The sequence below is a fragment of the Pseudomonas kairouanensis genome (assembly GCF_004682055.1).
GTDB classification, from domain to species: domain Bacteria; phylum Pseudomonadota; class Gammaproteobacteria; order Pseudomonadales; family Pseudomonadaceae; genus Aquipseudomonas; species Aquipseudomonas kairouanensis.
Window position 1 is genome coordinate 12762 of sequence record NZ_QUZU01000031.1, and the last position, 13252, is coordinate 26013.

Consider the following 13252-nt stretch of genomic DNA (forward strand, 5'->3'; position numbering starts at 1 on the left):
GCGCCATTACAGCAGGATGTGAACAAAGGGTTCACAGCAAGGATGGGGCGTGCAGTCGGCTCGGTTTTTTATTGTTGACCCGGAAGGTCGAGCGTCAGTGGCGGCAACTTTGCTGCCTGGGGCGGGAGGTGTCCAACAAGAAAAATTGTTGCTGCGAACCAATAAATTTTGTGGGCGATTGGACACCCCGCGTAACAAGCTGTGGACAGCGCCGAGGGAATCACGCACTGCAAGTCGAAGCCCGCCAAGCCGGTTTCAATGTCACCGAAAGCGCGACAGTGGTGCCCAGCGGTGAAGACGGCGTTGGCATCAGCGTCAACGTGAGCAAATTCCGCTACATCGAACCTGGGTCACGGTACGTCGGTGGTGCACTGGTGGGTAACGCCTGGGTATTCTCCCGCGCCGATTACTCCGATCTGAAATCCGGTGCGCCCATCGGCTCGCGCACGTACGACACCTCCTCATCGGCCTGGGAAGGTGTTGCGTCAGCGATGACGCAAAAACAAGTGCAGGCCATCGCCAGGCAGATGATCAGCGATATCAAGAGCGCCAAGGCCAAATAGTTTTCAACGCGCACAAAAAAGGGCCAACCATCGGGTCGGCCCTGACCTGCCAAGCGTGTATCAGAGCTGCTTGAGCGTCTCCCGCGAGACTTCCTGCAAACCTGCCTCGGTGATTTTCTTCCAATCGCCTTCCGTCACCGCCTGCATGCTTTCGTTCTTGCGGGTCACCACATTCAGCGCTGTCGCACCTGGGGTTTCGATACGCAGGTGGGATTTGTTGCTCACATCTACCGAGAAGAAACCCGGCGTGAACCACGACCAGAACTCGACGATATGCACCTTCACTGCAGCCGCATCCGGCGCACTCGGGTCGGTCACCACTTGATAGCCCGCCTGCTTGTAAGCCGCCGCCACCGACTCATTCACCAGTTGCGAAACAGTACGCCCAGAAGGCAGCAACACATCGCCCAGCCCTTTGCCATAGCCGTTGCGTTTGCGGGCAATGGCGCGCTCGGTGATCGACTTGTCCGTGACTTCGTCATTTTTGAGTGATGGGGTATCGGGGCTGCGCGGGTCAATCTGGAAAACGCGCTCATCCACGGTGCTAATCAGCACCTTCTTGCCGTTACTTGGGGCAACAGCCTGGTTGGCACTCAGCGGCGCAACATTCACATCCACTTCCGACCGACTGGTGGCGCATCCCGCCAGCATCGTCAAAGCCGCAATCCCCACCGCTAACCGAATACTCATCACCACCACTCCCTATCGCCTTCATTGGCCCGACCGGACATCGATCGATGGTGATTGTACATAAATGATGGCAGATGGACATCAACCACTTATTTCACAAAAACGCGCGTCAGTGAGTGTGCGCTCATGCCCGGACCCGGTATCGTCAAGCCCCAGCGACCTTCACTGATCAAGGGGCAGCACCGGTGACCTCTCCCGCCACACCTATTCCAGATAACACCCTGAGCGTGCAAACCCGCCTGATTGCACTGGTGGTCGCGGTGACCTTCTTCATGGAAAACCTCGACGCCACCGTCATTGCCACGGCACTGCCGACCATGGCCAGCGCATTCGGGGTCACCCCGGTCGACATGAACATCGGTATCACCGCCTACATCCTTGCCGTGGCGATCTTCATCCCACTGTCCAGTTGGGTGGCCGACCGATTTGGCGCACGCCGGGTATTCGCCGGCGCAATCATCGTATTCACTCTGGCCTCACTGCTCTGCGGCCTCAGCCAGAGCCTTGAGATGTTCGTCTTTGCCCGCATCCTGCAAGGCATCGGTGGCGCGCTGATGGTGCCCGTAGGACGCCTGGCAGTGTTGCGCAATACCGACAAAAAAGACTTGGTTAAGATGATCGCGATCATTACCTGGCCAGGCCTGGTGGCACCGATCCTGGGGCCATTGGCCGGCGGTTTGATCGTGACCCATGCATCATGGCCATGGATCTTCTATGTGAACCTGCCGCTCGGCGCCCTGGCGCTTATCGCCGCCCTGTGGCTGGTACCGGAAGGCCGTGAGCCGAGCGTGCGCAACTTCGACGCCAAGGGTTTTGTCCTGCTGGCAAGTGCCTGCGTGGCGCTGCTGGGCGGGCTGGAATGGCTGGGCAGCCAGACCGGCGAAATGCTCGCCCCGGGCCTGGGCCTGGTCGCGGTGGGCTTGCTGCTTGCGGTATGGGCCGTGCAGCATTGCCGCCGTTACACCGATCCGCTGCTGCCGCTGCAAACCCTGTCCATCAACACCTTCCGCGTCAGCATCTACGGTGGCTCGCTGTTTCGCCTGGCCATCAGCGCACTGCCATTTCTGTTGCCGTTGTTGTTCCAGGTCGCGTTTGGCTTGTCCCCGGTGGATGCCGGCTTGCTGGTGCTCGCGGTATTTGCTGGCAACCTGGCGATGAAGCCGTTTACCACGGCCATCATGCAGCGCTACGGGTTTCGCCAGGTACTGCTGGTGAATGGGGTGATCGGCGTGGTGTCGATTGCGGCCTGCGCATTTTTCACAGCGCAAACGCCGCTCGCAGTGATTGCAACGGTGTTGTTCATAGGCGGGCTGTCACGCTCGATGCAGTTTACTGCCTACAACTCCATTGGCTTTGCTGACGTGCCCAAGGCACGCATGAGCGAGGCGTCGGCGCTGTTCAGCATGTCGTTCCAACTTGCAATGGGCATGGGCGTGACGGTGGCGGCGCTATTGCTGCGAGCCTCCATGACCGTGCAGGGGCATGAAACCCAGGCCCATGTCGGGGATTTTCGCGTGGCGTTTATCGGGGTGGCATTGCTGGGAATATTGGCCCTGGTGGATGTGTATCGACTACCGGCGGGCGCGGGTGAAAGTGTGTTGAAGCGCGGCTGAGCCCATCAACACACCGGCCAGCCGATCAAGCGGTGGTGCTGACCATTGAACCCGAAGTACTGCCGCCCGATTGGGTGAGCGCTTGCAGCAGAGCAGCAGTGGCTGTCTGCAACGCCGCAGTGGTGGCTGCAATCTGCGTTTGAGCGGCCGCGACGGCCGCCACTTTCGCGTCTTCGTTCTGACTGCTCGATTGCACTTCTTGCAAGGCCTGCTGCTGTTGCTGAAGCTGTTTTTGCAACTTCTCGATCTGCTTCTTCAACTCTTTGACCGCATCGGTCTCAGACGAGCTGGATGAAGGCTCACTGCTGCCGCCTACGCCGCCAGCACCTTTCGCACCGGCTTTAGCATCGACGGTCGCACCGCTGGTGCTGCTCGAACCGCTCGTGCCCTTGGTATCGTCGACGGTGGCGGCATCAGCCGGGCTGACAACACTGGAAGTGCTAGCGACGGGGACGGGTGCGTTAATGTTGACTTGCATGCCAGATGTCCAATAACGGGAGTGTTACTCACCACATCGGCTTGACGGACGAATACTTTAGGAAGGCATTGTGATTTCTGCTGGAAAAACCCGAGACAACAAAAAAGGGCCCACCTTTCGGTGAGCCCTTCTAGACCGCCCAGCAGAGCGGATTTTGTTTGGTAGGCGCGATTGGACTCGAACCAACGACCCCCACCATGTCAAGGTGGTGCTCTAACCAACTGAGCTACGTGCCTGCTGTGAGGCGGCATTCTACGGAATTCCGGAGGGGTGTCAACATCTTTTTTGCAGCTAACCCTATGAATATGCGAATTTTTTATTTGTGCAGGGCACAGCCGTGATTTTCGGGTGGCTGGCAGGCAATTTTCAACTCAGGTAGGATCGGGGCACTCGTAAAAAATATAAAACAGAGGTTCCAGGATGGCGAACACCCCCTACCCCCAGTCGTATTACGCCGCTTCTGCGAATGCAGTGCCGCCTCGTCCAGCCCTCCAAGGCGAGGTCGAAACCGACGTGTGCGTGATTGGTGCCGGCTACACCGGCCTTTCCAGCGCGCTGTTCCTGCTGGAAAACGGTTTTCGCGTCACCGTCCTGGAAGCCGCTAAAGTGGGTTTTGGCGCGTCGGGCCGTAATGGCGGGCAGATCGTCAACAGCTACAGCCGTGACATTGATGTAATCGAGCGCAGTGTCGGGCCCAAGCAAGCGCAGTTGTTGGGCGAGATGGCATTTGAAGGCGGCAAGATCATTCGCGAGCGGGTAGCCAAGTATCAGATTCAGTGCGACTTGAAGAACGGTGGCGTGTTCGCCGCCCTCAACAGCAAGCACATGGGCCACCTGGAATCACAGAAGCGCCTGTGGGAGCGCTATGGCCACACGCAGCTTGAACTGCTGGATGAACGTCGCATCCGCGAAGTGGTGGCCTGTGACAACTATGTCGGCGGCCTGCTGGACATGAGCGGCGGGCATATCCACCCGCTCAACCTGGCACTGGGTGAAGCCGCTGCGGTGGAATCCCTCGGTGGCACGATCTACGAACAATCAGCAGCGATGCGCATTGAGCGCGCTGCCAACCCGGTGGTGCATACCGCCGAGGGCAAGGTCAGGGCCAAATTCATTATTGTTGCGGGCAACGCCTACCTGGGCAACCTGGTACCGGAGCTGGCGGCCAAGTCGATGCCCTGCGGCACTCAAGTGATCACCACCGCCCCCTTGGGTGATGAGTTGGCCAAGACCCTGTTGCCGCAGGATTACTGCGTCGAAGACTGTAACTACCTGCTGGACTACTACCGCCTCACCAGCGACAAGCGCCTGATCTTCGGCGGCGGCGTGGTGTACGGTGCGCGCGACCCGGCGAATATCGAAGCGATCATCCGACCGAAGATGCTCAAGGCCTTCCCGCAACTCAAGGACGTGAAGATCGACTATGCCTGGACCGGTAATTTCCTTTTGACCCTCTCGCGCTTGCCGCAAGTAGGACGGCTGGGCGACAACATCTATTACTCACAGGGTTGCAGTGGCCATGGCGTGACGTACACACACCTGGCGGGCAAAGTTCTGGCGGAGGCGCTCAGAGGCCAGGCAGAGCGTTTTGATGCGTTTGCCGACCTGCCGCACTACCCGTTCCCGGGCGGGCAACTATTACGCACACCGTTCGCGGCGCTGGGGGCCTGGTATTACGGGCTACGGGATAAGCTGGGGTTCTGACCCCAAACCATTGTGGGAGCGGGCTTGCTCGCGAATGCAGTGTGTCAGTCACCGATTTCATGCCTGACCTACCGTATTCGCGCGCAAGCCCGCTCCCACACTGGCCCACCAACACCCGAAGACAAATCGCAGACACAAAAAACCCCGGTCTTTCGACCAGGGTCTTTGCTATCGGATCAAAGTAGCCAGCGGCTTTCTTTGTGCTTCAAGGCGTTCAGTGGGCCTTGAGGCAGATATGGCGCAGCGGACGGGACTCGAACCCGCGACCCCCGGCGTGACAGGCCGGTATTCTAACCGACTGAACTACCGCTGCGTATCGCTTGACCAGTTGAGCGTAAACGCCCAACCGCCTTTAAACATCTGATCGATCAGCCTTGGCTGGTCAATCTCAAACCTGACGAGTCAGGCCTGGAAAATAATGGCGCAGCGGACGGGACTCGAACCCGCGACCCCCGGCGTGACAGGCCGGTATTCTAACCGACTGAACTACCGCTGCGCGTCGGTGCAACCTTTAACGTTGCGTCTTGCCCTAGGGCAAAACTCTCAAGAAGTGGTGGGTGATGACGGGATCGAACCGCCGACCCTCTGCTTGTAAGGCAGATGCTCTCCCAGCTGAGCTAATCACCCTTTGCTTCGTTGAGGCCGCGAAATTTACGCAGGTAACGAACCTAAGTCAATAGCCTGCTTGAAGTTTTTCTAAAAAAGACAAAATTACTTCAAGACGGCCATGCGCCCTACTCGCTGTAAATCATCTTCTTGCTCATGCCACCATCCACCACAAACTCCTGCCCGGTGACAAACCCGGCCTGGCGCGACAGCAACCACGCAACCATCGCTGCCACATCCTCAACGGTACCCACCCTGCCCGCCGGATGCTGGGCATGATCGGCATCGGTCAAAGGCTCGGCACGGCGCACCGCCGGATCACGCGCATCGATCCAGCCAGGGCTTACGGCATTGACCCGCACCTCAGGCCCAAGGCTCATGGCCAGCGCATGAGTCAGGGCCAGCAGCCCACCCTTGCTCGCCGCATAGGCCTCGGTATCGGGCTCCGACTGGCGGGCCCGGGTCGACGCCAGGTTGACGATGGCGCCGCCGTGGGCACGCAGGTACGGCGCACAGTGCTTGGCCAACAGCATCGGCCCACTGAGGTTCACGGCCAACACCCGGTTCCAGTAGGCCAGATCCAGGCTTTCCAGCGTGATGTTATGCGGTTCGGCCACTGCCGCATTGCACACCAGCGCATCCAGGCGACCAAATTGCCCCAGCACCTCGGCAACGCCCTGGGCAACCTGCTTCTCGTCGGCCACGTCCATGCTGATGAACCAGGCATTCTCGCCCAGCACCTTGGACACCTTGGAACCGCGCTCGCGGTCCAGGTCGGTCAACACTACCTGCCACCCCTCACTGATCAGCCAGGCAGCAATCCCCAGGCCAATGCCCCGAGCCGCCCCCGTCACCAAGGCAACCCGCCCGTTAGTGGCCGTCGCAGCCTCCATGGACCACTCGATCACAAAGCCGCCAGCCCGCGAGCCAGGTCAGCCTGCAAGTCGGCCACATCTTCCAGGCCCACCGCGATGCGGATCAGGCTGTCACGAATACCGGCAGCTTCACGCTCCTGCGGTGCCAGGCGCCCATGGGAGGTGGTGCTCGGATGGGTAATAGTGGTCTTGCTGTCACCCAGGTTGGCGGTGATGGAAATCAGCCGGGTGGCATCGATAAAGCGCCAGGCGCCGTCTTTGCCCCCCTTCACCTCAAAGCTCACCACCGCCCCAAAACCACGCTGCTGGCGCTGGGCCAACTCGTGCTGCGGATGGCTCTTGAGGCCGGCGTAGTGCACCTTCTCGATACCGTCCTGCTGCTCCAGCCACTCGGCCAACGCTTGAGCGTTGGCGCAGTGGGCCTTCATCCGCAGGTTGAGGGTTTCCAGGCCCTTGAGGAAGATCCACGCATTGAACGGGCTCAAGGTCGGGCCCGCGGTGCGCAGGAAGCCGACGATCTCTTTCATCTGCTCGCTGCGACCGGCAACGACGCCGCCCATGCAACGGCCCTGGCCGTCGATGAACTTGGTGGCCGAGTGCACGACAATGTCCGCACCCAACTTCAACGGCTGCTGCAAGGCAGGCGTACAGAAGCAGTTATCAACCACCAGCATCGCACCCTTGGCATGCGCCACTTCGGACAGCGCAGCGATATCCACCAACTCGGCCAGCGGGTTGGACGGCGACTCGACGAACAGCAGCTTGGTATTGGCCTTGATGGCCGCATCCCAACCCGAAAGATCCGCCAGCGGCACGTAGTCCACTTCAATGCCGAAGCGCTTGAAGTACTTCTCGAACAGGCTGATGGTCGAACCAAACACGCTGCGCGACACCAGTACGTGGTCACCAGCGCTGCACAGGCTCATCACCACTGCCAGGATCGCCGCCATGCCGGTCGCCGTGGCCACCGCCTGCTCAGCCCCTTCCAGCGCCGCCAGACGCTCCTCGAACGCGCGTACGGTGGGGTTGGTATAACGCGAGTACACGTTGCCCGGCACTTCGCCAGCAAAGCGCGCAGCCGCATCAGCGGCGGTACGGAACACGTAGCTGGAGGTAAAGAACATCGGCTCACCGTGCTCGGCTTCCGGTGTACGGTGCTGGCCAGCGCGCACAGCCAGGGTATCGAAAGCTACGCCATCGAGGTCGCTGTCCAAACGACCGGCATCCCATTCCTGACTCATGCTGCCTCTCCTTACTCAATTCTTTATTTAAGATACAAAACCGGCCCCTCAGGGCCGGTGTCTACTCAGTTGTTATACAGATCGATGATCGCGCTGACCGCCTGGGTCTTGATCTTCGACGAGTCGTTGCGCGCCTGCTCGATCTTGTTCAGGTAGGCCTCATCGACGTCACCGGTCACGTACTTGCCATCAAATACGGCGCAGTCGAACTGGTCGATCTTGATCTTGCCACCACCAACCGCCTCGATCAGGTCTGGCAAGTCCTGGTAGATCAGCCAGTCAGCACCGATCAGGTCGGCCACATCCTGGGTGGTACGGTTGTGGGCGATCAGCTCGTGAGCGCTTGGCATGTCGATGCCGTACACATTCGGGTAACGCACGGCTGGCGCTGCGGAACAGAAGTACACGTTCTTCGCACCGGCTTCACGGGCCATCTGGATGATCTGCTTGCAGGTGGTGCCACGCACGATGGAGTCGTCCACCAGCATCACGTTCTTGCCGCGAAACTCCAGCTCGATGGCGTTGAGCTTCTGGCGTACCGACTTCTTGCGCGCAGCCTGGCCCGGCATGATGAAGGTACGGCCGATGTAGCGGTTTTTCACGAAGCCTTCGCGGAACTTGACGCCCAAGTGGTTGGCCAGCTCCAGGGCCGCGGTGCGGCTGGTGTCCGGAATCGGGATCACTACGTCGATATCGTGCTCGGGACGCTCGCGCAGGATCTTCTCGGCCAGCTTCTCGCCCATGCGCAGACGCGCCTTGTAGACCGAAACACCGTCGATGATCGAATCCGGACGCGCCAGGTAGACGTGTTCGAAGATGCACGGGGTGAGTTTCGGTGCCACGGCGCACTGGCGGGTGTGCAGCTTGCCGTCTTCGGTGATGTACACCGCTTCGCCCGGCGCGAGGTCGCGGATCAGGGTGAAGCCCAGCACGTCCAGGGACACGCTTTCGGAGGCGATCATGTACTCGACGCCTTCGTCGGTGTGACGCTGGCCGAATACGATCGGGCGGATGCCGTGGGGGTCACGGAAGCCGACGATGCCATAACCGGTAACCATGGCCACTACCGCATAACCACCCACGCAACGGTTGTGCACGTCGGTGACGGCCGCGAACACGTCTTCTTCGGTCGGCTGCAGCTTGCCGCGCTGGGCCAGCTCGTGGGCGAACACGTTGAGCAGCACTTCCGAGTCGGAACTGGTGTTGACGTGGCGCAGGTCAGATTCGTAAATCTCCTTGGCCAGCTGTTCAACGTTGGTCAGGTTACCGTTGTGCGCCAAGGTGATGCCGTAAGGCGAGTTGACGTAGAACGGTTGAGCTTCGGCCGAAGTCGAGCTACCGGCAGTCGGGTAACGCACATGGCCAATGCCCATGTGCCCGACCAGGCGCTGCATGTGACGCTGATGGAACACGTCACGTACCAGGCCATTGTCCTTGCGCAGGAATAACCGGCCGTCGTGGCTGGTCACAATACCGGCAGCGTCCTGGCCGCGGTGCTGGAGGACGGTTAGCGCGTCATACAGCGCCTGATTGACGTTCGACTTACCGACGATACCGACGATGCCACACATGCGACGCAACCCCTACTTAATGAATCTTGACTGAACACAACTTACTGAGGCGTTTTGGCCGGTAAGAGATGCTCCTTGAACGGAAGATCAGCGGGTACGCTGATTCCGCTGGCCAGCCACTGACTGCTCCACCCCAAAATGAGGTTTTTGGACCAATCTGCAACCAATAGAAATTTTGGCACGAGCACAGACTCCTGCCACCACGAATCCTGCTGTACTGGCCCCAGGCTCAACAGCCCGACCGCCACGACCACCAGCAACGCGCCACGCGCGGCACCGAAGGCCATGCCGAGAAATCGATCGGTCCCGGAGAGGCCGGTGACACGTATCAACTCGCCAATAAGATAATTGACCATTGCCCCCACCAGCAGCGTGGCGATGAACATGATGGCGCAGCCCGCGATGACGCGAGCCGAAGGTGTCTCGATGTATCCGGCCAGGTAGACCGACAGTGAACCACCGAACATCCAGGCTACGACTCCTGCGATGATCCAGGTCAGCAACGACAGTGCTTCTTTGACGAAGCCGCGGCTAAGACTGATCAAAGCGGAGATGGCGACGATTGCAACAATCGCCCAATCAACCCAGGTAAATGGCACGTTCGAGCCTACGGACAGATAAGGCGGCGCATTTTAGCAGAGCGCCGGGCTATGGGTAAGCAGTGATTGCGGCTGCTTTGCAAATCAGTAGTTTGTGACCGATCAACCCTATTTCAACCCCTATGAAAAACTAATGTGGGAGGGGGCTTGCTCCCGATAGCGGTAGTTCAGCGATACATGTGCTGACTGGTCCACCGCTTTCGGGGGCAAGCCCCCTCCCACATTTGACTGCATTTCAAACTCGAATCGATACGAATTCAGCCGCGCTCAGGCTGGAACCGGGTGACGAACCCCTTCAGGTTCTGCTGGCGATCGAGCAAGTCCCGCAGGCGATCCGCCTCGGCACGCTCGATCAGCGGACCAATAAACACCCGATTCTTGCCATCGGCGCTACGGATGTAGGCGTTATACCCCTGGCTACGCAGCTTTTTCTGCAAGGCATCGGCACCTTCACGATTGCCGAGGCTGGCCACCTGGATCGACCAACTGATCGGCAGGCCATTGGGGTCGATGCGGCTCTGACCCACGTCCGGCTTGCCCGGCGCGGCAGGCTGCGGCGCTACCGGCTTGGGCGCTGGCGCTGGCGCAACAGGCTTGGCAGCCACAACAGGCGCCGGTTTGACCACTGGCACGCTGGGCTGCACCGGCATCGAAGGGGCCTGCTGAGCAGCCACTTCATCATCGCTCGGCACCGGCTCTTCCTCCGGCAAAGCCTGCGGCTCAGGCACCACCACCGGCTGAACCTGAACCTGCGGCACCGCCGGCGCCTGTGGCGCGGCGGGCGCTTCGACCACTACTTGACGCTCTTCATCCTGACGGGAAAACAGCATCGGCAAAAAGATCACCGCCAACGCCACCAGAACCAGGGCTCCGACCATTCGCTGCTTGTAAGCGCTATCCAGTAATGCCATGTGCAGCTTCCTCCGTGGAGCGCCGGGCCAACCACTCAAGCGCCTCGGCAACACAATAAAATGATCCGAACAACAGAATCTCGTCGCCTGGCGTGGCCACTGCACACTGCGCCTCAAGGGCCTGCGTGACGCTTGCATACGACGTCACCGGCGCGCCAAGGTTCTGCAAGGTCACTGCCAACTCGGCGGCCGGACGGCTGCGCGGCGAATCCAGCGGCGCCACAGCCCAAGCCTGGACGCTACCCAACAAGGGTGCAACCACACCTTCCAGGTCCTTATCGGCCAGCAAACCGAATACCGCAAGACGACGACCGACCGGCGGCGTGCGCGACAGACGCTGGGCCAGGTACTCGGCCGCATGGGGGTTGTGCCCCACATCCAGCAACAGGTTCAGCCGCTTGCCCTGCCAGTCGAACGCGCGTCGATCCAGGCGCCCAACCACCCGGGTCGCCAGCAGGGTTGCGACGATCTGCTCGGCATCCCACGGCAGATCCAGCAGCAAATAGGCCTGCAGCGCGAGCGCGGCGTTTTCCATCGGCAGGTTCAGCAGTGGCAGGTTGCGCAATTCCACCCCCTCACCACGAGCATTGAGCCCGCGCCATTGCCAGTGCTGGGTACCGATGTCGAGAGTGAATTCACGGCCGCGCAAGAAGAACGGGCAACCCAGTTCACGCACCTTGTCGAGCAAGGTTGACGGCGGATCAATATCCCCGCACAACGCAGGCTTGCCCAGGCGGAAAATCCCAGCCTTTTCAAAGGCCACCGATTCGCGGGTGTTACCCAGGTAATCAGCATGGTCCACGCCAATACTGGTCACCAGCGCCAGGTCGGCATCCACCACGTTGACGGTGTCCAGACGCCCGCCCAGCCCCACTTCCAGAACGACCACATCCAACTGCGCACGCTCGAACAGCCAAAAAGCCGCCAAGGTGCCCATTTCAAAATAAGTCAGGGAGGTTTCGCCACGCCCCGCATCAAGGGCGGCGAAGGCTTCGCAGAGCTGCTCGTCAGTGGCTTCGACGCCATTGAGTTGCACCCGCTCGTTGTAACGCAGCAGGTGCGGGGAATTGTACACACCGACCTTCAGCCCTTGGGCTTGCAGCAGCGCGGCGACAAAGGCACAGGTAGAGCCTTTGCCGTTGGTGCCGGTCACCGTGATCACGCGCGGTGCCGGGCGGCCCAACCCGAGGCGGGCCGCTACCTGCTGCGAGCGCTCCAGGCCCATGTCGATGGCGGAAGGATGCAACTGCTCCAGGTAGGCGAGCCATTCGCCCAGGGTACGTTGGGTCATAGGTTTGCAGGCACCGGCGGCACGACAATCGGCTCGACTTTAGGGGCGACGTACACAGGCGTCGGCAGGCCCATCATTTGCGCCAGCAGGTTACCCAGGCGTGGACGCAATTCACCGCGCGGGATGATCAGGTCGATGGCGCCGTGCTCCAGCAGGAACTCGCTGCGCTGGAAGCCTTCGGGCAGTTTTTCACGCACGGTCTGCTCGATCACGCGCGGGCCGGCAAAGCCGATCAGGGCTTTTGGCTCACCGACAATCACGTCACCCAGCATCGCCAGGCTGGCGGAAACGCCGCCGTAGACCGGGTCGGTCAGTACGGAAATGAACGGGATGCCTTCCTCACGCAGACGCGCCAGTACCGCAGAGGTCTTGGCCATTTGCATCAGGGAGATCAGGGCTTCCTGCATCCGCGCACCACCGGAGGCGGCGAAGCAGATCATCGGGCAACGGTTTTCCAGCGCATAGTTGGCGGCGCGAACGAAGCGCTCACCGACGATGGCACCCATGGAGCCGCCCATGAAGGAAAACTCGAACGCCGAAACCACTACCGGCATACCCAGCAGCTTGCCGCTGACGGAAATCAGCGCGTCTTTCTCGCCGGTCTGCTTTTGCGCACCAACCAGGCGGTCCTTGTATTTCTTGCTGTCGCGGAATTTGAGACGGTCAACGGGCTCCAGGTCGGCACCCAGCTCGCTGCGGCCTTCGGCGTCGAGGAAGATGTCGATGCGGGCGCGGGCGCCGATACGCATGTGGTGGTTGCACTTGGGGCAAACGTCCAGGGTCTTTTCCAGCTCCGGGCGGTACAGCACCGCGTCGCAGGATGGGCACTTGTGCCACAGACCTTCAGGAACCGAGCTTTTTTTCACCTCGGAACGCATGATCGAAGGGATCAGTTTGTCTACTAACCAGTTGCTCATGCTTTCTTTCTCCAGTACCGGTGGCTTGAACACAGCCCCGCGTATGCCCTTGAGCTAAATTCATATGTGGCGATGGCGCATGCTGGACGGGGTCAGACGTTCGACCGGCCTGTTCCTGCATGTGCCCTCAGCCTTCCAGACAACCTGCCAGCGCAAGGTTGCTACTTCATTTCCAGGCCACCCACAGGCGGCG

Annotated in this window: 11 protein-coding genes, 4 tRNA genes and 1 pseudogene; 3 read left to right on the forward strand and 13 right to left on the reverse strand. The window is 60.4% G+C overall.

Going from position 1 to position 13252, the window contains the following annotated elements; all coding sequences use genetic code 11:
- Positions 1–209 precede the first annotated feature (209 nt).
- Positions 210–563 (forward strand): annotated as a pseudogene (locus DYL59_RS21585) (hypothetical protein); the annotation flags it as partial.
- A 60-nt stretch (positions 564–623) separates the two neighbouring features.
- Here the strand turns inward: DYL59_RS21585 and DYL59_RS21590 are convergent.
- Entirely contained in the window at positions 624–1253 is a 630-nt protein-coding gene (locus DYL59_RS21590; RefSeq protein WP_193557572.1) for a YajG family lipoprotein, read from the reverse strand.
- Between the two features lie 185 nt (positions 1254–1438).
- On the opposite strand from DYL59_RS21590, the gene DYL59_RS21595 reads away from it, so the two are divergent.
- Positions 1439–2866 (forward strand): DHA2 family efflux MFS transporter permease subunit, encoded by a 1428-nt coding sequence (locus DYL59_RS21595; protein WP_135290996.1) that lies wholly within the window; start codon positions 1439–1441, stop codon positions 2864–2866.
- A 25-nt stretch (positions 2867–2891) separates the two neighbouring features.
- Here the strand turns inward: DYL59_RS21595 and DYL59_RS21600 are convergent, their stop codons facing one another.
- Complete coding sequence (locus DYL59_RS21600) at positions 2892–3344, reverse strand: hypothetical protein (RefSeq protein ID WP_135290997.1); 453 nt, start codon at positions 3342–3344, stop codon at positions 2892–2894.
- Between the two features lie 159 nt (positions 3345–3503).
- Positions 3504–3580, reverse strand: a tRNA-Val gene (locus DYL59_RS21605).
- A 184-nt stretch (positions 3581–3764) separates the two neighbouring features.
- Between DYL59_RS21605 and DYL59_RS21610 the strand changes: the two genes are divergently transcribed.
- The gene (locus DYL59_RS21610; RefSeq protein WP_135290998.1) at positions 3765–5048 is read left to right on the forward strand and encodes an NAD(P)/FAD-dependent oxidoreductase; all 1284 of its coding nucleotides are present in this window, start codon (positions 3765–3767) and stop codon (positions 5046–5048) included.
- 236 nt (positions 5049–5284) lie between these two features.
- Here the strand turns inward: DYL59_RS21610 and DYL59_RS21615 are convergent.
- The 10 genes from DYL59_RS21615 to accD all read right to left on the reverse strand — a co-directional run bounded on the left by DYL59_RS21615 (position 5285) and on the right by accD (position 13059).
- A tRNA-Asp gene (locus DYL59_RS21615) sits at positions 5285–5361 on the reverse strand.
- Between the two features lie 106 nt (positions 5362–5467).
- Positions 5468–5544: transfer RNA gene (locus DYL59_RS21620), tRNA-Asp, on the reverse strand.
- 55 nt (positions 5545–5599) lie between these two features.
- Positions 5600–5675: transfer RNA gene (locus DYL59_RS21625), tRNA-Val, on the reverse strand.
- 107 nt (positions 5676–5782) lie between these two features.
- Positions 5783–6547 carry an SDR family oxidoreductase gene (locus DYL59_RS21630; RefSeq protein ID WP_135290999.1) on the reverse strand — a complete coding sequence of 255 codons (765 nt, stop codon included), beginning with the start codon at positions 6545–6547 and terminating at the stop codon, positions 5783–5785.
- Positions 6548–6558: 11 nt separating this feature from the next.
- A complete protein-coding gene (locus DYL59_RS21635) occupies positions 6559–7770 on the reverse strand; it encodes an O-succinylhomoserine sulfhydrylase (RefSeq protein WP_135291000.1) in 1212 nt (403 codons plus the stop codon).
- 65 nt (positions 7771–7835) lie between these two features.
- The gene (gene purF, locus DYL59_RS21640) at positions 7836–9341 is read right to left on the reverse strand and encodes an amidophosphoribosyltransferase (protein ID WP_065904549.1); all 1506 of its coding nucleotides are present in this window, start codon (positions 9339–9341) and stop codon (positions 7836–7838) included.
- Positions 9342–9382: 41 nt separating this feature from the next.
- A complete protein-coding gene (locus DYL59_RS21645; RefSeq protein ID WP_003192538.1) occupies positions 9383–9940 on the reverse strand; it encodes a CvpA family protein in 558 nt (185 codons plus the stop codon).
- 257 nt (positions 9941–10197) lie between these two features.
- Entirely contained in the window at positions 10198–10851 is a 654-nt protein-coding gene (locus tag DYL59_RS21650; protein WP_135291001.1) for an SPOR domain-containing protein, read from the reverse strand.
- Positions 10835–12142, reverse strand: a complete 1308-nt coding sequence (gene folC / locus DYL59_RS21655; protein WP_135291002.1) for a bifunctional tetrahydrofolate synthase/dihydrofolate synthase — start codon at positions 12140–12142, stop codon at positions 10835–10837. The genes DYL59_RS21650 and folC overlap by 17 nt, the downstream gene beginning before the upstream one ends.
- Positions 12139–13059 (reverse strand): acetyl-CoA carboxylase, carboxyltransferase subunit beta, encoded by a 921-nt coding sequence (gene accD, locus DYL59_RS21660; protein ID WP_135291003.1) that lies wholly within the window; start codon positions 13057–13059, stop codon positions 12139–12141. Before accD ends, folC begins: the two co-directional genes overlap by 4 nt.
- Positions 13060–13252: the final 193 nt, after the last annotated feature.

Excerpts from the sequence above, each read along its gene's own strand:
- DYL59_RS21635 (WP_135291000.1), bottom strand. The coding sequence starts at position 7,770 with ATGAGTCAGGAATGGGATGCCGGTCGTTTGGACAGCGACCTCGATGGC.
- DYL59_RS21590 (WP_193557572.1), bottom strand. The coding sequence starts at position 1,253 with ATGAGTATTCGGTTAGCGGTGGGGATTGCGGCTTTGACGATGCTGGCG.
- DYL59_RS21610 (WP_135290998.1), top strand. The coding sequence starts at position 3,765 with ATGGCGAACACCCCCTACCCCCAGTCGTATTACGCCGCTTCTGCGAAT.
- accD (WP_135291003.1), bottom strand. The coding sequence starts at position 13,059 with ATGAGCAACTGGTTAGTAGACAAACTGATCCCTTCGATCATGCGTTCC.
- folC (WP_135291002.1), bottom strand. The coding sequence starts at position 12,142 with ATGACCCAACGTACCCTGGGCGAATGGCTCGCCTACCTGGAGCAGTTG.
- DYL59_RS21600 (WP_135290997.1), bottom strand. The coding sequence starts at position 3,344 with ATGCAAGTCAACATTAACGCACCCGTCCCCGTCGCTAGCACTTCCAGT.
- DYL59_RS21650 (WP_135291001.1), bottom strand. The coding sequence starts at position 10,851 with ATGGCATTACTGGATAGCGCTTACAAGCAGCGAATGGTCGGAGCCCTG.
- DYL59_RS21630 (WP_135290999.1), bottom strand. The coding sequence starts at position 6,547 with ATGGAGGCTGCGACGGCCACTAACGGGCGGGTTGCCTTGGTGACGGGG.
- purF (WP_065904549.1), bottom strand. The coding sequence starts at position 9,341 with ATGTGTGGCATCGTCGGTATCGTCGGTAAGTCGAACGTCAATCAGGCG.